This window comes from Marinobacter sp. (genome assembly GCF_052091845.1).
In the GTDB taxonomy this organism is placed as follows: domain Bacteria; phylum Pseudomonadota; class Gammaproteobacteria; order Pseudomonadales; family Oleiphilaceae; genus Marinobacter.
In genome coordinates this window covers 1-16,396 of sequence record NZ_JBQDCO010000004.1, presented here as the reverse complement: position 1 = coordinate 16,396, position 16,396 = coordinate 1, and the positions used below count along the sequence as shown (strand labels likewise).

The following is a 16,396-nucleotide window of genomic DNA, read 5'->3' as shown; positions in this document are numbered from 1 at the left end:
ACACAAGCAATGAACGACAACAGCCAAACCCTCTCCTGCGTTATGATCCCGGTAAGCGGTCGACAGCTTTTACTACCCAACGTATCCATTGCCGAGGTGGTAGACTATGCCAGTAACGACGCTGGCCCCGGCGCGCCGGATTGGCTGGCCGGCTACCTGGAGTGGCGTGGACTGAATCTGGCGGTTATATCCTACGACGCAGCCAATGGCGGAAATCTCACTATCCCGGGCGATAACCGTGGCCGGATTGTGGTGCTCAACTCGATCAACAGCGCAAAGCTTGGCTTCATTGCGCTGATCACCCAAGGTATTCCAAGCCAGGTTCGCATTACCGAAGATCAGGTTAAGCAACTGGCTGGCGAAAATGGACCGGCTGACCTTATGCAGGTTGAAGTTGATGGTGAAGCCGCCTGGATTCCCAACCTGGATTATCTGGAATCACTCGCCAGCGACCAGCTGGAATAAACAAAGAACCTGAGACCGAGTGATCAGCGCGGCACTCAGGCTATTGTCTTGCCCCATAGCAGCGGGATCCTTGTGAATGTTATAATGTTTCAAATTCCGCAGGATCCCGGCTATGTCTGCCCCCGCACTTCCGTACCGCCCCCACAATCACGACGCTTGCGTCAGCCAGGCTTTGGCAGATGCCAGGGCAATCTGCAAGCAAAAAAATGCCCGCCTGACCCCCACACGTGAGCGGGTGCTGGAGCTGGTCTGGCAATCTCACAAGCCTCTCGGCGCCTACGATGTGCTGGCAGAACTCACGTCTGAAGGCCACAATGCCGCACCGCCAACGGTATACCGGGCTCTGGACTTTCTTCAGCAAAACGGGCTTGTACACCGCATAGCGTCGCTTAATGCGTTCACTGGCTGCGCCCATGCCCGAGAGCACCACACGGGTATGTTTCTTATTTGCCGCGCCTGCGGCAATGTCCTTGAACTCACAGACACCTCGGTATCCACGGCGATACACCATGCCGCCGGCGCCGAAGCCTTCCAGACTGAAGGCATTACACTGGAAGTAGCGGGTCTCTGCCCCGGCTGTCTCGGGGAACTGCGCCATGACTGATGTGCTGATTGCCATAGACAATCTTACCGTGCGATTCGAAAGCCGCCCGGTTGTTGATCGGGTAAATCTGTCCCTGCACCGGGGCGATATCATTACAATCATCGGGCCTAACGGCGCAGGTAAAACCACGTTAATCAAATCCGTTCTGGGCATACAAACCGCCACCAGTGGTCGCGTGACACGCGCAAAAAACCTGGTAATAGGGTATGTGCCCCAGCACCTAAGCCTCGAATCAACGCTACCTTTAAGTGTTAAACGCTTCATGTTGCTCAGTGGCCGGCCATTGACAGAATGCACCTCTGCCCTTGCAAGAACCGGCGTGGGGCATCTGCTCAATGCTTCGGTGCATCATCTTTCCGGAGGCGAACAGCAACGCCTTCTGCTTGCCAGAGCCCTGGCTCGGAGGCCGGACCTTCTGGTGCTCGATGAACCGGCGCAAGGCGTTGATATCAATGGCCAGGCCGCGCTTTACGACCTTATCCGACAGTTACGGGACGAACTGAACTGCGGCGTGATCATGATTTCCCACGACCTGCACCTGGTAATGGCCGCCACCGACCAGGTTATTTGTCTGAACCAGCACATATGCTGCAGCGGCTCACCCGCAGACATTTCCCACGACCCGGCGTTTATTGAAACCTTTGGCCGACCGGTCGCGGAATCCCTGGCGGTGTATCACCACCACCACAACCACAGCCACGACCTGCATGGCAACGTGGTCGGGCCTGATCATTCGGGTACTGCCACCGGCCATGGGGACTGTCACCATGACCATCATTGATACCCTGCTGAATGATTTTTTCTGGCGTGCGCTCATTGGTGGTTTGGGAGTGGCGCTGATCGCCGGGCCCCTGGGCTGCTTTGTGGTGTGGCGGAGAATGGCCTATTTCGGCGATACCTTGGCTCATTCTGCCTTGCTGGGCATAGCACTCAGCTTTTTGATCAGCGTTCCGTTGAATCTCGGAGTCATGATCACCAGCGTTGTACTGGCTGTCGCTTTGTTATTGTTTTCCCGCAACAAAACCCTCGCCACCGATACGCTGCTGGGCATTCTTGCCCACAGTGCCCTGGCCATTGGTTTGGTTGCACTCAGTTTTATGCCAGATGTCCGGATCGACCTGACCGGCCTGCTGTTCGGGGACCTACTCGCCATGAACCGCAACGACCTGCTGTGGATCTACGGCGGCGCCATTGTGATTTTAACGCTGTTAATCGTACTTTGGCGCGGTTTGCTGATGAGCACCATCCACGAAGAACTGGCACGAGTAGAAGGGGTGCCCGTTGAGCGCCTGCGTCTGGTGCTGATGTTGATGTTTGCACTGGTCATTGCAGTCGCCATGAAAATGGTGGGCGTTCTACTGATTACCGCACTGCTGATCATCCCGGCAGCCACAGCACGCAGACTGGCCAACACCCCGGAGCAGATGGCGGCGTTGGCTGTGGTGTTTGGATTTATTGCGGTGGCCGGTGGCCTGAGTATGTCGTGGCATCTGGATACGCCTGCCGGCCCCTCGGTTGTGGTCACGGCCTTTGCCAGTTTTCTGGTGGTTTATGGCAGTGCTGGCCGTTTGTCAGCCAGATAGTCATAAGGGCTGGAGAGCATCCACCAGGCGGCCGGTAGCCAAAAGTTCCATAAACTCGTCACCCAAACGCTCGCTCTCGGCAATGGCCTTCCGCCACGAGCGCTCCCGGCCGCGATCGTTTCCGGCGTAGGTTTCAAAATCCTTCCGGTCCGGCAGTTTGCGGTCCGGGAGGTGCTCCAGATACGCCTCAGACGGTGCCACAAGCAATACATCCTGCAGACGCGAGGCATCGCCGCGCCGCCAGGGCAGAGTTTTATCAAACCAGCCTGGCACTATGCGGTCCGTAAAGTGGGGGTATAAAATCACGCCTGGCTGCTCATAAGGCAGGTTCAGGTTGTACATCATTTGGTGTGAGCGGCTTGTCTCGTAATCTCTGAATGGTTCGACGGCCCGCTCGAACGGTCAGTGCAGGGGTGCGGGTGTGGATCGCGGTCATAACAGGTTTCTCGTCAGCATTCGGAATGAATGGCAATCAGAACGGATAGCCTGCGAATGTTAACGACGTTTTGCCCAACCGGCTACAGGTCTACCCCACCCGATGCTTGCGAAACTCCCTGTATGCGCCAAATACCTCCCATGGACTTTCAAAATGCGGGTAATGCCCCACGTTCTTCAATTGCACCACATCGGCGTTCGGAATCATTTCATGGTAACGCTGAACCATGGCCGCGCCTGAAACCGGATCTGCAGTGCCCGAAATCAGGCGCACGGGTTGCCTCGCATTCTGCAAAGCTGACACCCAGCGGTGACGGTGGCATCGACGCTCTTCCATATACTGAACAAGGTGATGCAGGATTCCCCGGCCATTATTGTAGGTGAGCAAGTACCAAAAATCGTCCATATCCTGCTTGCATGGGGTGCTTTTACGGCCAAACAGTTTCAAAAAGCTTCGCTCGAAACTGCGCCGTGTCAAACCTCGGCTTAGCAGCCCGCCCAGAGGGCTACGCGAAAGCTTCTGAATCAGCAATGGGTTATACACTTCCGGAAACAGCACTCCGTTTAAAAAACAGACACTGGCAACCTGAAAAGGCAGCACACCTTCCTGTTCCCGGGCCAGCAGCTCCTGAGCAACACTGCAACCGTAGTCATGAGCAAAAAGGTGCACAGATTCCAGCCCAAGCCCTTCCAGCAGCCCCTGCAAAAGATCTGCTTGATCCTCAATACTGTAGGCATGATCCCGGGGCTTATCAGAGAAGCCAAAACCCAACAGGTCCAGAGCTACAACATTGTTATTCTGAATCAACATGGGCCACAGACGATTCCAGTCCCAGCTAGCCGTCGGAAACCCATGCACCAATACCAACGGCTCCCCCCTGCCGGCCATGCGACTGAATATGGCGTGGCCCTCGTAAGTAAACCATTTGCCGCCCTGTTGCCACTCTTCCAGCATCGCTATCCCACGACTGACTGTTGCTCCATCCCTGAGGCCAGGTATTTGCTGTTCCATGCGTTATTCCCGATAGATCCGTCACGACCTGAAACTGTAGAATAAACCCGGTTCTGTCACCAGCGCTTGGCAAATACGTGCCATAAAACAGCAAGCCAGAACCGGTATTTTTAAAGGGCTTCTGCCTAAACCGTAGAGATACAGAGCGAATTCACTTAAGCTCTTGCCCTCGTTCAACACCATTGCCCCTTATCATTACTTGTTACTATTACCCTGCACCAATAAAGAGACCGGACAACACTATGACCAAACACCTTGACGACCTGACGGGCCACTACCGCGCCATCATCGACGGATTGGGCGAAGACCCCAACCGCGAAGGTCTGCAAGACACCCCCAAGCGTGCTGCCAAAGCCATGCAGTTTCTCACCAAAGGTTATCAGCAGGATCTGGGTGATCTCGTAAACAATGCGGTGTTTGAATCCGCAATGGATGAGATGATTGTGGTTCAGGATATCGAGCTGTACAGCATGTGCGAGCATCACATGCTGCCCTTTATTGGTAAATGTCACATTGCCTACCTGCCCCAGGGGCACGTTCTTGGCTTATCGAAATTTGCGCGCATTGTGGACATGTACGCACGCCGGTTACAGATTCAGGAAAGCCTGACGCGCCAAATTGCCGAAGCGGTAGAAAGTGTGACCAATGCCAAGGGCGTTGCAGTGGTTATCGAAGCCCAGCACATGTGTATGATGATGCGTGGCGTTCAGAAACAGAACTCCAAAATGAAAACGTCCATGATGCTGGGGCAATTCCGTAAATCCCAGGCAACACGAACGGAGTTCCTGCAGCTTGTTAGCAACCGCGCCTAGCTTCAGGGCGCGGTCTGGCTCTGCGGCCGTACGGCAAAACACTTTTAAGGTACCGGCCGCGCATGTTCAGGTGACGGCCAGTCACAGAGTCTGAAATCACAATGCCACCCGCTATTAGGCAAGGCAAATTTGATGATCCAACTGCGTGGGGGTATATTCCAACCAAGGTCCAGTGCGCGCTGCTAAACGGAGCATTGTGGCCAAATACAAGCGATCAAACCACTCCTGAAAAGTAGCAAGGGTACCATGCCGACTAAAGACCCAAGTGCCATTCACGATATCCTGAGCACAGTTCGCACCATCGCGTTGGTGGGGGCCAGTGAGAAAACCAACCGACCTTCCCACGAAGTTATGGAATACCTGCAACAACATGGTTACCGGATTATTCCTGTTAATCCGCGCCTGGCAGGCCAGAAGGTATTGGGTGAGACGGTGTACGCCGATATAGCCTCCCTGCCGGAGCCGGTCGATATGGTTGAACTGTTTCTTGCTCCGGAGCGCACAGATGCGGTGATTGATCAGGCCATAGAACTGAAGGTTCCTGTTATCTGGATGCAGATTGGGGTGATCAACGAAGCCGGGGCAGCCAGAGCGGAAAAGGCCGGCATAACCGCTGTGATGGACCTCTGCCCAAAGCAGGAGATACCACGCCTGGGCATACCGGCGGTTGGTGGCCAAACGTGATCCAACGCTGTTAGTCTCCCACTTGGCTAACTCCTGAGCCTACCCGGCGTCTGAGAAGGTTGATTTACCATTCTCAGCCTTCAGCCACTACACTGGCATATCGGACTACTGGCAATCGGAGCAGCTTTTGGTTCCATCACCCAAAACATTCGGGCCCCTGGTTAAGCAGCTGCTACACCCCCTGTTTCCGCTGGTGATCTTTCTTGTTTTTGTCGGCATGGCAGAGGGGCTTCGTTACGGCCTGGTTCAGCAGTACACGGGGCAAATTCAGTCCAACCTCGAAAATCAGACCAGTAATATGGCGCACTCCCTGGAATGGGAGTTTATTGTGCACGCCGACGCCATCCGGCGCATGGCTAACCGGCTGGCGGAAGACCCACAAACCTCGGAACGGGAATGGCGTAAAGATGCCCGTAATTACCTTAAAGATTTCCGCATCTATCAGGCCATTGAATGGGTTGACGCTGACTTTACCATCCGCTGGCTGACACCGCTTGCCACCAACGAGAACGTGCTTGGCCAGAATGCAGCATTTGACAAGCAACGCAGAACAGCACTGGAAGCCGCGAAGAGTGCCGGAAACTACGACATCTCCGGCGTAATAGATTTGCTCCAGGGAGGAAAGGGCTTTGTTATTTATTCACCCGTTGGCGTAGGTTCCGATAATCGGGGCTTCATTGCCGGGGTGTTCAGAATGGATGCGCTGGTTAACCAGATTATGGCCTCCCGGGAACCGGCAATGTTCCAGATGAAAATCCACAGCAAAGACAAGCTGGTTTATACACTGAACAGTTTTGACCCCGCCAGCGATGCCCTGTCCTACACTGCGCCAATCAGTCTTCCCACGCTGGACCTGCAACTAACAGTCCAACCGTCGCCCGAGTGGGTCAACAGCCAGCGTGGCCCGTGGCCCCGCTGGACGTTTATTACCCTTGTTTTCATGGGCCTGCTGACCAGCCTCACAACGCTTCTGATACAAATCCTGCTCAAGCGTAACCGGGATTTACTCACAGCCCGTCAGGAACTGGATGAAGAAATAACCCAGCGCAAAACCATTCAGCAGGATCTTGTGCGGCTCGAATCGACAGATGTTCTCACGGGCCTTGCGAACCGGCGCTTCTTTATGGAAGGCCTGGCCCACGCGCTGAATGTCGCAGATCGGCAGGAGCGTCAGGTGGCACTGGTGATGCTGGATTTGGATCGGTTTCAGATGCTCAATGACTCTCTTGGCCATCAATTTGGCGACGAGCTGCTGATTCAGGTTGCCGGGCGTCTGGATCAGCTTAGCGGCGAGCGCACTACCGTATCCTACTCCGGTGGCGACGAGTTCATGATCTGCGAGCAGCATGTGGAAGATATAAACGCCATTATTTACTTGCTGGGGCGAATCAAACACTGCTTTGAAGCGCCTTTTGTCCTTCAGGAAGAAGTTCACCGCATTACCGCAACACTGGGCGTTGCTGTCTACCCCCAGAGCGGATTGGATGCCGATACTCTGCTGCGCAACGCCGATATAGCCTTGTATCGCGCCAAAGAGCAGGGCCGTAACACCTACCAGTTTTATACTGAGGGCATGCAGAAACGAGAGGTCATGCGCCTGGAGCTTGAGAAGGATCTCAGCCGGGCTTTGGTCAGTAACGAGTTTGTGCTGTATTACCAGCCGCAACTGAATCTCAGCAGTGGCGAGGTCAACGATGTTGAGGCACTTATCCGATGGCGGCACCCCCGCCGGGGCTTGCTGCCGCCTGGCGAATTCATTCCCTTTGCAGAAGAAAGCGGCCGGATAATGGATATCGGACACTGGGTGGTGATGGCGGCTTGCAGGCAGTTGGCCGCATGGAAGGGTACCCGTTTTGAAAACCTCAGAGTAGCGGTGAATCTGTCCGGGCATAAGCTGGCGGATGAACGCCTGGTTGAACGTATACATAACGCGCTGAATGCTGAGGGTATTCCCGCCAACCGGCTTAAGGTAGAGCTGACTGAGGAAATTTTCATTCAGAATATCGAACACAATCTGGGGCAATTGTCGCGTTTGCATGATCTTGGAGTGCATCTGGCCATTGACGATTTCGGTGTTGGCTATTCCTCCCTGGCTTACCTGCGGGACTTCCCGGTGGATCTTCTTAAAATCGACCGCTCGTTTATTACCGACGTGACTGAGCGCCATGATGATGCGGTGATTACCCGGGCGGTGATTAATCTGGCTCACAACCTGGGCTTGCAGGTAGTCGCCGAGGGCGTGGAAACAAAAGCCCAACTGGACTTTCTCAAGAACCACCACTGTAATCTGGCTCAGGGTTATTTGATTAGCCGCCCTGTTCCGGCGGAAGAACTGGAAAGTGCGCTAGCCAGCGGCGCGTTCAAAAAAGCTGTAATGGCTGAGCTGGAGTTATAATCGCGTTTCGTTTGCGCCCGCATTAAACTAGGTTTTTTCAGGTGAGATTCTATGGCCACAGGTTATTTAACACCGGAGCAAGACAACAAGCTTCGCCGTTGGGAGCGCTGGAACCGGAATTATTTCCTGTTCGCTTTTGTGGCTCTGGTTATTACTCTGGTTTTCAGTAGCCAGCTTGGACTTTCCAGCGGTGACGACTGGGGAGCCCTGGGGCTCATTCTTGTGGCGTTTGTTACGCCAATTATTATTCTGCAACTTCGTTTGGCGTGCCCAGCGTGCGGTAGGAAAATTGGCTGGCAGGCAAAGTTGATGGCGCCGGATCAGTGCAGTCACTGCAACACCTTTCTTCGGGCGAAAAGCTCTTCTTCCTGAAAATCTTTGACCTGTGAGTGGGTCACAGGTTTTAGGCTATCCTTAAGTTCTACATTGCCGGCTATTGTTAGGCTTCGGCGATACCGCGCCGGTATGGGAAGCTTGTCCGAAAGCCGCTGTGAATACGTCCCTGTACGCTTGCTCTGCGCCATGCATGGCTCCGAGCATTTTCGGACAAGCTTCCCACACCGGCGCTGATCAATGTTTGGCGAGAGCTTCTGACGATGAAAGTGAAAGAAATTGCCACCTCCGCTGGAGTGAGTCCGGATACGGTTCGTTTTTATACCCGGGAGGGCCTGCTAACACCCTCCCGAAACCCGGATAACAACTACAAGCAGTATGACTCTGAGGACCTCCGGCGGCTGCGTTTTGCTCGCAAGGCCCGCCAATTGGGGTTCTCGTTACCTGAGGTTCGCCAGATTCTGGATCAGGCCGATGATCACCATTCGCCCTGCCCGATGGTTCGGGATGTGTTTCAGCAACGGTTGACCGTGGTCGAGAAAGAGATTCATGAGTTGGAGCAGTTGCGTAAGCGCATGAAGACCGCGCTGGCTGCCTGGCAGGATATGCCGGACGGCACGCCGGATGGCCATACCATCTGCCGCCTGATTGAACACTGGGACGACGGCAAACCCGGTAGGCAGGTTGAGGAGTAAATAACGATGAGCGACACACCTGTACTGCAGACCACTCTCAGTATTTCCGGCGCCACCTGCCAGGGCTGCGTGAAGAAAATCCGTAATGCGCTGGAGCCGCTAACCGGCGATACCCAGCTGGTCGAGGTTAATCTGGATGATCAAACTGTGGCGTTGCCTGAGGGTATCAATGCCAAAGAAGCAGCCAGAATTGTGACTGAAAGTGGTTACCCGGCCGAACCACTTGAAGAGGCAACCACTGAAAAGGCCGCCAGCTGCTGTGCCTCAAAGTCAAAAAATACAGACTCAAGTGCTGAAGCCGACGTAGATAAAGAGCAGGGCAAGACGCCAGAGCGCAAGCCTGAAGAGGCGTCAGCTCCGGCTCAAAGCGACGATCAGGTGCACCTAGCGGTAACCGGTGCCACCTGCGCCTCCTGTGTGAATACCATCGAGAAGGCATTGAAGTCGGTATCAGGGGTGACCCATGCCCATATGAACCTGGCGGATAACACTGCCACGGCAGCGGGCGCAGCCGATCCACAAGCCTTGGTGCGTGCGGTGGAAAGCTCCGGTTACGGCGCCAGTGTGATTGAAGATACCGACGCCGCAGACGATCAGAAACAGGAAGACGACAAAAAGCAGTACAAAACTCTGCTCGTCAAGATGGCCATCAGCTTGGGTCTGGGTGTTGGCTTGATGATTTGGGGCATGGGGTTCGGCTCCATGACGGTAAGCGATGCAAACCAGACCACCTGGCTTGGTTTAGGCCTGCTCACTTTAGTTGTTATGGCCGGCACGGGCGGGCATTTTTATGTCGGCGCCTGGAAGGCATTCCGTCATCACAACGCCAATATGGACACGCTGATTGCTCTGGGCACAGGCACCGCCTGGCTGTATTCCATGACGGTGTCGAGTTTTCCCGGCGCTTTACCGGAGATGGCACGGCATGTGTATTTTGAAGCCTCAGCCATGATTATCGGTTTGATCAATCTTGGCCAGGCGCTGGAACTGCGGGCCAAGGGCAAGACTTCCGAAGCGGTGCGCCGGTTACTGGATTTGCGGGCGAAAACGGCCCGGGTGATTCGTGACGGGCAAGAGCAGGATATTCCGGTGGAGGATGTGCGCAAGGGCGATCACATTCGCGTTCGCCCGGGTGAAAAACTGCCAGTCGACGGGCAGATTGTCGAAGGCAGTACGCGCATCGACGAAAGCATGCTCACCGGCGAGCCCATGCCGGCGAGCAAAGCGGTGGGTGATGAGGTTTCAGCCGGTACATTGAACACCCACGGCGGGATTGTCTACGAGGCAACCCGGGTGGGCAGTGAAACCGCACTGGCGCAGATTATCCGCCTGGTGAAAAAAGCTCAGGGTTCAAAACCCGCCATTGGCCGGCTGGCAGACAAGATATCGTCGGTGTTTGTGCCCAGTGTTATGCTGATTGCCGTGGCCGCCGCGTTGGTTTGGTACAACCTGGGGCCTGAGCCTGCGGTAGTTCACATGATGGTGGCAGCCACCACGGTGCTGATCATCGCCTGCCCTTGCGCCCTGGGCCTGGCCACGCCTATGTCGGTGATGGTGGGTGTTGGCAAGGCGGCAGAATACGGCGCCCTGATTCGCCAGGGTGACGCCCTGCAAACCGCCGGCAAGCTGGATTTAGTCATTCTCGACAAAACCGGCACCATCACAGAGGGCCACCCGGCGGTCACCAGTGTGCATACAGCGGAGGGCAGCGACGAAAGTGCGTTGCTGGCGCTGGCTGCGGGCCTGGAACAGCACTCCGAACACCCGTTGGCAGAAGCCATTGTTAACAAAGCCAAAGAGCAAAACGCACAGCCACTCAAAGTCACCGGCTTTGAAGCCCTGAACGGTAAAGGTGTAGCCGGCGAGTATGACGGCGATACGATCCGCTTGGGCAACCGCCGCTGGCTGGAAGCCGAAGGGCTGTCGTTGAGCAATCTTGGCGATGCAGAAAAGGCCATTACCGAAGAAGCCGGCACGCCTCTGTTTCTTGCCCGGGGCAACGATGTGCTTGGCGTAATCGGCGTTGCTGATGCGATCAAAGCCGACTCGCAAGCGGCCATCCGGCGGCTGCACGATGCCGGTATCAAGGTGATGATGGTCACAGGTGATATCGACGCCACCGCCAAAGCCATATCGGCCAAAACCGGCATAGACGACTACCGTGCCGAAGTTCTGCCAGAAGACAAAGCCGACGTAGTGAACGAAATGCGTGGCAAAGGCTACACCGTGGCCATGGTGGGCGACGGCATAAACGACGCACCCGCATTGGCCGTCGCGGATGTAGGCTTTGCCATAGGCACAGGCACAGACGTCGCCATCGAAAGCGCCGCTATTACCCTGATGCGCGGCTCCCTGCACGGCGTGCCCGATGCCATCGAGATCTCCCGGACTACGGTGAAGAACATTCACCAGAACCTTTTCGGTGCCTTTGCCTACAACAGCCTTGGCATCCCCATCGCCGCAGGCCTGCTGTATCCGATCTGGGGCATATTGATGAGCCCGATTCTGGCCGGCGCTGCCATGTCGCTGTCGTCCGTCACCGTGGTGACCAACGCCAATCGGCTGCGCCTGTTCAAAACCAGCCACAAAGCTGACCCGGATCACGCCCACAGCCAAAAACCAAACGAGGAGCGGAACTGATGCAAACGTTACTGGTCAATGCAGGCGGCCTGGCACTCATGGCCGCCATCGCCTGGTGGTTCTGGCTTTCATCGCCGGATACCGATGCCCCCGAACAGGATCACAGCCATCACTGAACATGGCATAAAGAGAGAAAAACCATGAAAAAACAGATTCTCGGATTGGCCATTACCGCCACACTCGGCCTCAGCACCCCTCTATTGGCGGCAGGCACGGCCCAGAGTATCCACGTGTACAAATCGCCCACATGCACTTGCTGCACAGCCTGGATTGATCATCTGGAAGACAACGGCTTTGATGTGGAGGCCACCGACACCCAGAACATGAACCGCGTCAAAATCGACGCCGGTCTCACCCGCAACCTGGCCAGCTGCCATACCGCGTTTGTGGGCGATTATGTCATCGAAGGCCATGTACCGGCAGACGATATCCACAAGCTACTGGCCGACGCTCCGCAAGCTGCGGGCCTTTCGGTGCCGGGCATGCCGGTTGGCTCACCCGGCATGGAAATGGGCGATCGTAAAGATCAATACCAAGTATTGATGTTCAACGAACAAGGCCAGACAAAAGTGTTTTCAGAACACAATTAAGTAGCGCTCTCAAGTCGTTCCCTTGAGTGGCACTCTGAAATACGCAAGCCACTGGGCGAAGCACCGTCACAGACTGTTGGAGGCCATGGATGGCCGGAAACAAGCGTACATGGAAGTACTTGCAGCGTGTCTGTGACGGTGCTTCGCCCAGTGGCTACATCCCAGCGTATAATTCAAGCTAGCCACAAATTCCGCCCCCTGCTAGCATCGCCGCACACTTTTTACCCAACGGCGAGCCCCACCCATGACCGAAACCTACATCCCGGGCAAAGACGAAGCTCTGGAAAAATCCATCGAGAAAATCGGCGGTGCCATCCGCGCCCTTGGCTACAACATCATCGAGGCCCGTTGGCTAAACCCGGCACCCTACATCTGGTCCGTCCACATCCGCGACGAAGACTGCCCCCAGGTATTCTCCAACGGCAAGGGTGCCAGCCGCAACGCTGCCCTGGCCAGCGCCTACGGCGAACTCATCGAACGCTTATCTACCCGCTACCTGTTTGCCGACTTCATGCTCGACCCGGTGCTGGAAGAATATGGCTACGTACACCAGCCAAACGAAAAATGGTTCAAACCGGACGATGAAAACTGGCCAGAAGGCCTGCTGGATGAACGCTGGAAGAAGCTCTACGTAAACGACCAGGATCTGGTGCCGGCACAGCTGGCCGACATGAACGGTGGCGGCACCGGCAAAGGCCTGTGTGCCCTGCCCTATGTACGCCAGAGCGACGGCGAAACCGTGTACATACCCATGAGCATGATCGCCAACCTGTTTGTCTCCAATGGCATGAGTGCCGGCAACAACCGCGAAGAGGCGATTGTTCAAAGCCTGTCGGAACTGTTTGAGCGGGCGATCAAATCCCGCATCATTGCCGAGCCTATCGCGCTGCCAGAAGTACCAGGTACCGTACTGGCGCGCTTCCCGCATATTGTGGAAGGCATCGAAGCCCTGCAGGAAGCCGGCTTTGGCCTGCGCGTGCTGGACGCCTCTCTGGGCGGCAACTACCCGGTGATGTGTATTGTACTGATGCATCCGGATGGCGGTGCCTACGCCTGTTTTGGCGGCCACCCCACTTTCGAAGTGGCACTGGAGCGCACCCTGACCGAACTGGTTCAGGGCCGCGCACTGAACGAACTGGAAGGTTTCCCGGCGCCCACCACCGATATGGACATGGTGGATGAGCCCCATAACCTGGAACTGCACTTTATTGACGCCAGCGGCTACGTGAGCTGGGCGTTTCTCAGTGACGAGCCGGATATGGATTTTGTCGACTGGGATGCCAACAGCCCCTGGTCCAAAGACAACAAAACCGCCTGCGCCCAATTAATGGAACTGATCCACAGCGAAGGCCACGAAATCTATATTGCCGAGCATACAGACCTGGGCGCCTTTGCCTGCCGCATTCTGATTCCCGGCTTCTCCGACATTTATCTGCCGGACGAACTTATCCTGAACAACAACAACGCCAGCCTGCCCATAAGACCTGTGCTCTATGATCTGCACAACGCTGGCGGATCTGGCTGGCAGCACCTGCTGGAAACACTGGAAGAGCACCACATCAACGACCAGATGAAAATACTTGAGTGGACAGGCATCGTTGGCGACAGCAGCCGCTGGGGTCGCCTGCGCGTGGGTGAGTTCAAAATCTGGCTGTTGTTAGCCCTGAACGACCTGGAAAGTGCTTTCGAGCTACTGGCGCCTGTGCTGGCTTCAGGTGACCTGACCGAAGACGATCGCCGCGAATACGCCGCTCTGCACGCGGTTCTGGAGCTGTACCTGGCCACAGACGATATCGGGCCATATCGCCGCGGGCTTGAGTATTACCACAGCAAGGCAAGGGTAGATCAGGCGCTCGATTTTATTACCGGCGCGCAGCGCTTCCCGGGCCTGTCTGCACTAGCGCCCGATGCGCCAACCGAAGGCCACCGCAAACTTTTGGAAGGCTACCGCAAAGTGTTGGATGGTCAAAACAGAGCCGCCTCTATCTGACCCGGGGCAACACCGGTACCCTTGTGGAGCCGGTGTTGCTTTTAACCCTGCATAGGGGTCTGACTCATGCCGCGTAAACCGTTATACTTCGCCCCATCATTCATTTTTTCAGCTAGGTCCACCCATGTTCAATGCCGACGCTCTCAGCCAGTTGCGCCAGCTAAAGACTGATATTGAGGAAAGTAAAGTCGTTTTCCCAGGGAAGGTTAAAGCCACCCATGGCCGCTTCGGATTCGTCACGCTGGATGAAGGCCGCGACGTGTTTCTGCCACCGGAAGAAATGCAAAGAGTGCTTCCGGGCGACAGGGTTAACATTACCGAACAGGAAGCAGACAAGGGCAAAACTCAAGGTGTTGTGGACGAGCTTTTAGAAAGCCGGCTAAGCACCTTTGTTGGGCGTTATCTGGTGAAGGGCAAAGGGCATTTTGTGGTGCCGGAAACGCCGGGCATCAACCGGTGGATTTTTATTCCACCCAAAGAGCGCATGAACGCGCAACCCGACGACTATCTGTACTGCTGCATACACAAGCACCCCATCAAAGACGGTAAGGGCCAGGCCAAGGTTCTTAGAGTTATTGGCAAGGCCGGCGAGCCGGGGATAGAGCGCGCCCTTACTCTGGCCACCTTTGACCTGGCAGATTCCTGGCCCACCCCGGTTTCAGAGCAGGCAGAAAACCTGAACGAAGCCGCGATTGAAGCTCTTGAAGCCGACCGGGAAGATCGCACAGACCGAGCCTACGTGACCATAGACAGCCCTGCCACGCAGGATATGGACGACGCTCTTCTGGCTGAGCCCAACGCAACCGGCTGGTCGTTGTCCATCGCCATTGCAGACCCCTCAGCCCTCATTGGGCCGGAAAGTGCGGCTGAGTTTGAGGCATTCAAGCGGGCAACGGCTATTTATTTCCCGGGCGAACCTTTGCCTATGCTCCCGGACAGCATTAGCACCCGGCTGTGCTCGTTGATGCCGGATACAAATCGCCTGGTATTAATATGCGATCTGCAGGTAAATAATGATGGCAGTCTGGGCGACTACAGCTTTCATCAAGCGGTTATCCGCTCCCGGGGCAAGCTCAGTTACGAGCTGGTATCCAACCTGATTGAGGGGCGCGAAGACGAAGACATCAAAGCCTTGCCGGATTCCGTTTCCAACAGCCTGGATCAGCTCCATCAAGTGGCCACTGCGCTGCGCAAATGGCGTAATGAACACGCGCTACTCAGCGGAGACAGGCCTGAATTCCGGCTTCGGCTGGATGAAAACCGGCGCATTCGTGCTATTGAACCCTCGGTACAAAACGAAGCACACCGCCTGGTAGAAGAGTGCATGGTAGCAGCCAACCGCTGCGCTGCAGACTTTCTGGCCCAGCAGCCGTCTGGCCTGTTTATCCAGCACCCGGGGTTTCGCGGCGACCGCGCAGACAATATTCGTGCTCTGATTGAAGGTCATGCCCCTCATCTTGCAGACCTGGACCCCAGTACCGCAGACGGTTTCCGGGAGCTGATGAAGCAGACCTCAGAACTGGAAGCAGACGTACCGGTTAAAACCATTCTTTCGCGCCAGCTTGCACGCGCGGAGCTGTCCTTCACCGCAGCACCACACCAGGGCATGGGCCTGAAAGCCTACACCACATTTACTTCACCTTTGCGCAAGTATTCCGATCTTTACGTTCATCGGGTGATCAAAGCCGCCCTGTGGGATACCCCCATGAGCTCGCTCGACAGCGACAAACTGTCAGCACTTCAAAACGCGCAAATCAAAGCCCGCCAGGCCGCCAATAGCCTGGAAGCCTGGCTCCGAAGCGACTTTGCGAAAACTCTGGGCGAGCAACCTATGGACGGTGTCATCAGCCGAACCATTCCCGCCGGCTTTTTTGTGCGTTTAGACATCAATGGCCTGGAAGGGTTTGTAAGCTGCAAGACTCTTAACGGCAAATACAGCTTTGATCCGGTCACACTGCGCCTGACGCACAACAAAAATGGCCGCATCTTCCAGCTGGAGCAGGCCGTTAAGGTGAGCTTTGTGGGGGTAGAAGAAGAGCGCCGACAGATTAACTTTAAACTGGTAAGCGACAACAGCGAGGGCTGAGGTCGCCTACCAGTATTGACTACTGCTGGAGCATACGCTCTATGCGCTGGTCTTTGGCTTGCCACTGCTCTG

General features: G+C 55.7%; 14 protein-coding genes and 1 pseudogene. 13 read left to right on the top strand and 2 right to left on the bottom strand.

Translation table 11 applies throughout. The features are described 5' to 3' along the window. Positions 1-9: 9 nt before the first annotated feature. From ACTHYN_RS02165 to znuB, 4 genes are all read left to right on the top strand, one after another. Positions 10-465: a chemotaxis protein CheW gene (locus ACTHYN_RS02165; RefSeq protein ID WP_441810854.1), complete on the top strand. Its 456-nt coding sequence runs from the start codon at positions 10-12 to the stop codon at positions 463-465. Positions 466-577: 112 nt separating this feature from the next. Further along, positions 578-1,069: a Fur family transcriptional regulator gene (locus ACTHYN_RS02160; RefSeq protein WP_441810853.1), complete on the top strand. Its 492-nt coding sequence runs from the start codon at positions 578-580 to the stop codon at positions 1,067-1,069. Beyond that, positions 1,062-1,850 carry a zinc ABC transporter ATP-binding protein ZnuC gene (gene znuC, locus ACTHYN_RS02155; protein ID WP_441810852.1) on the top strand — a complete coding sequence of 263 codons (789 nt, stop codon included), beginning with the start codon at positions 1,062-1,064 and terminating at the stop codon, positions 1,848-1,850. Before ACTHYN_RS02160 ends, znuC begins: the two co-directional genes overlap by 8 nt. Next, on the top strand, positions 1,837-2,652 hold the full coding sequence (gene znuB, locus ACTHYN_RS02150) for a zinc ABC transporter permease subunit ZnuB (RefSeq protein WP_441810851.1): 816 nt from the start codon (positions 1,837-1,839) through the stop codon (positions 2,650-2,652). The genes znuC and znuB overlap by 14 nt, the downstream gene beginning before the upstream one ends. Here znuB and ACTHYN_RS02145 read toward each other — a convergent pair. Further along, a pseudogene (locus tag ACTHYN_RS02145) lies at positions 2,653-2,991 on the bottom strand (patatin-like phospholipase family protein); the annotation flags it as partial. A 187-nt stretch (positions 2,992-3,178) separates the two neighbouring features. Next, positions 3,179-4,099 carry an alpha/beta fold hydrolase gene (locus ACTHYN_RS02140; protein WP_441810850.1) on the bottom strand — a complete coding sequence of 307 codons (921 nt, stop codon included), beginning with the start codon at positions 4,097-4,099 and terminating at the stop codon, positions 3,179-3,181. A gap of 242 nt (positions 4,100-4,341) precedes the next feature. On the opposite strand from ACTHYN_RS02140, the gene folE reads away from it, so the two are divergent. The 9 genes from folE to ACTHYN_RS02095 all read left to right on the top strand — a co-directional run bounded on the left by folE (position 4,342) and on the right by ACTHYN_RS02095 (position 16,324). After that, on the top strand, positions 4,342-4,911 hold the full coding sequence (folE, locus tag ACTHYN_RS02135; RefSeq protein WP_441810849.1) for a GTP cyclohydrolase I FolE: 570 nt from the start codon (positions 4,342-4,344) through the stop codon (positions 4,909-4,911). Between the two features lie 246 nt (positions 4,912-5,157). Beyond that, complete coding sequence (locus ACTHYN_RS02130) at positions 5,158-5,595, top strand: CoA-binding protein (RefSeq protein WP_441810848.1); 438 nt, start codon at positions 5,158-5,160, stop codon at positions 5,593-5,595. 217 nt (positions 5,596-5,812) lie between these two features. Beyond that, the gene (locus ACTHYN_RS02125; protein ID WP_441810940.1) at positions 5,813-7,990 is read left to right on the top strand and encodes a bifunctional diguanylate cyclase/phosphodiesterase; all 2,178 of its coding nucleotides are present in this window, start codon (positions 5,813-5,815) and stop codon (positions 7,988-7,990) included. Positions 7,991-8,041: 51 nt separating this feature from the next. Next, on the top strand, positions 8,042-8,362 hold the full coding sequence (locus ACTHYN_RS02120; protein ID WP_441810847.1) for a hypothetical protein: 321 nt from the start codon (positions 8,042-8,044) through the stop codon (positions 8,360-8,362). 224 nt (positions 8,363-8,586) lie between these two features. After that, a complete protein-coding gene (locus ACTHYN_RS02115; RefSeq protein ID WP_441810846.1) occupies positions 8,587-9,018 on the top strand; it encodes a MerR family transcriptional regulator in 432 nt (143 codons plus the stop codon). 6 nt (positions 9,019-9,024) lie between these two features. Continuing rightward, on the top strand, positions 9,025-11,658 hold the full coding sequence (locus tag ACTHYN_RS02110) for a heavy metal translocating P-type ATPase (RefSeq protein WP_441810845.1): 2,634 nt from the start codon (positions 9,025-9,027) through the stop codon (positions 11,656-11,658). Positions 11,659-11,798: 140 nt separating this feature from the next. Next, positions 11,799-12,248, top strand: coding sequence for a DUF411 domain-containing protein (locus tag ACTHYN_RS02105; RefSeq protein WP_441810844.1), 450 nt, complete (start codon positions 11,799-11,801; stop codon positions 12,246-12,248). 244 nt (positions 12,249-12,492) lie between these two features. Continuing rightward, positions 12,493-14,238 carry a 30S ribosomal protein S12 methylthiotransferase accessory factor YcaO gene (gene ycaO, locus ACTHYN_RS02100; protein WP_441810843.1) on the top strand — a complete coding sequence of 582 codons (1,746 nt, stop codon included), beginning with the start codon at positions 12,493-12,495 and terminating at the stop codon, positions 14,236-14,238. Positions 14,239-14,362: 124 nt separating this feature from the next. Further along, positions 14,363-16,324, top strand: a complete 1,962-nt coding sequence (locus ACTHYN_RS02095) for a ribonuclease R family protein (protein WP_441810842.1) — start codon at positions 14,363-14,365, stop codon at positions 16,322-16,324. Positions 16,325-16,396 lie beyond the last annotated feature (72 nt).

Coding starts and splice junctions, on each gene's coding strand:
- ACTHYN_RS02165 (WP_441810854.1), top strand. CDS start 10: ATGAACGACAACAGCCAAACCCTCTCCTGCGTTATGATCCCGGTAAGC.
- ACTHYN_RS02160 (WP_441810853.1), top strand. CDS start 578: ATGTCTGCCCCCGCACTTCCGTACCGCCCCCACAATCACGACGCTTGC.
- znuC (WP_441810852.1), top strand. CDS start 1,062: ATGACTGATGTGCTGATTGCCATAGACAATCTTACCGTGCGATTCGAA.
- znuB (WP_441810851.1), top strand. CDS start 1,837: ATGACCATCATTGATACCCTGCTGAATGATTTTTTCTGGCGTGCGCTC.
- ACTHYN_RS02140 (WP_441810850.1), bottom strand. CDS start 4,099: ATGGAACAGCAAATACCTGGCCTCAGGGATGGAGCAACAGTCAGTCGT.
- folE (WP_441810849.1), top strand. CDS start 4,342: ATGACCAAACACCTTGACGACCTGACGGGCCACTACCGCGCCATCATC.
- ACTHYN_RS02130 (WP_441810848.1), top strand. CDS start 5,158: ATGCCGACTAAAGACCCAAGTGCCATTCACGATATCCTGAGCACAGTT.
- ACTHYN_RS02125 (WP_441810940.1), top strand. CDS start 5,813: ATGGCAGAGGGGCTTCGTTACGGCCTGGTTCAGCAGTACACGGGGCAA.
- ACTHYN_RS02120 (WP_441810847.1), top strand. CDS start 8,042: ATGGCCACAGGTTATTTAACACCGGAGCAAGACAACAAGCTTCGCCGT.
- ACTHYN_RS02115 (WP_441810846.1), top strand. CDS start 8,587: ATGAAAGTGAAAGAAATTGCCACCTCCGCTGGAGTGAGTCCGGATACG.
- ACTHYN_RS02110 (WP_441810845.1), top strand. CDS start 9,025: ATGAGCGACACACCTGTACTGCAGACCACTCTCAGTATTTCCGGCGCC.
- ACTHYN_RS02105 (WP_441810844.1), top strand. CDS start 11,799: ATGAAAAAACAGATTCTCGGATTGGCCATTACCGCCACACTCGGCCTC.
- ycaO (WP_441810843.1), top strand. CDS start 12,493: ATGACCGAAACCTACATCCCGGGCAAAGACGAAGCTCTGGAAAAATCC.
- ACTHYN_RS02095 (WP_441810842.1), top strand. CDS start 14,363: ATGTTCAATGCCGACGCTCTCAGCCAGTTGCGCCAGCTAAAGACTGAT.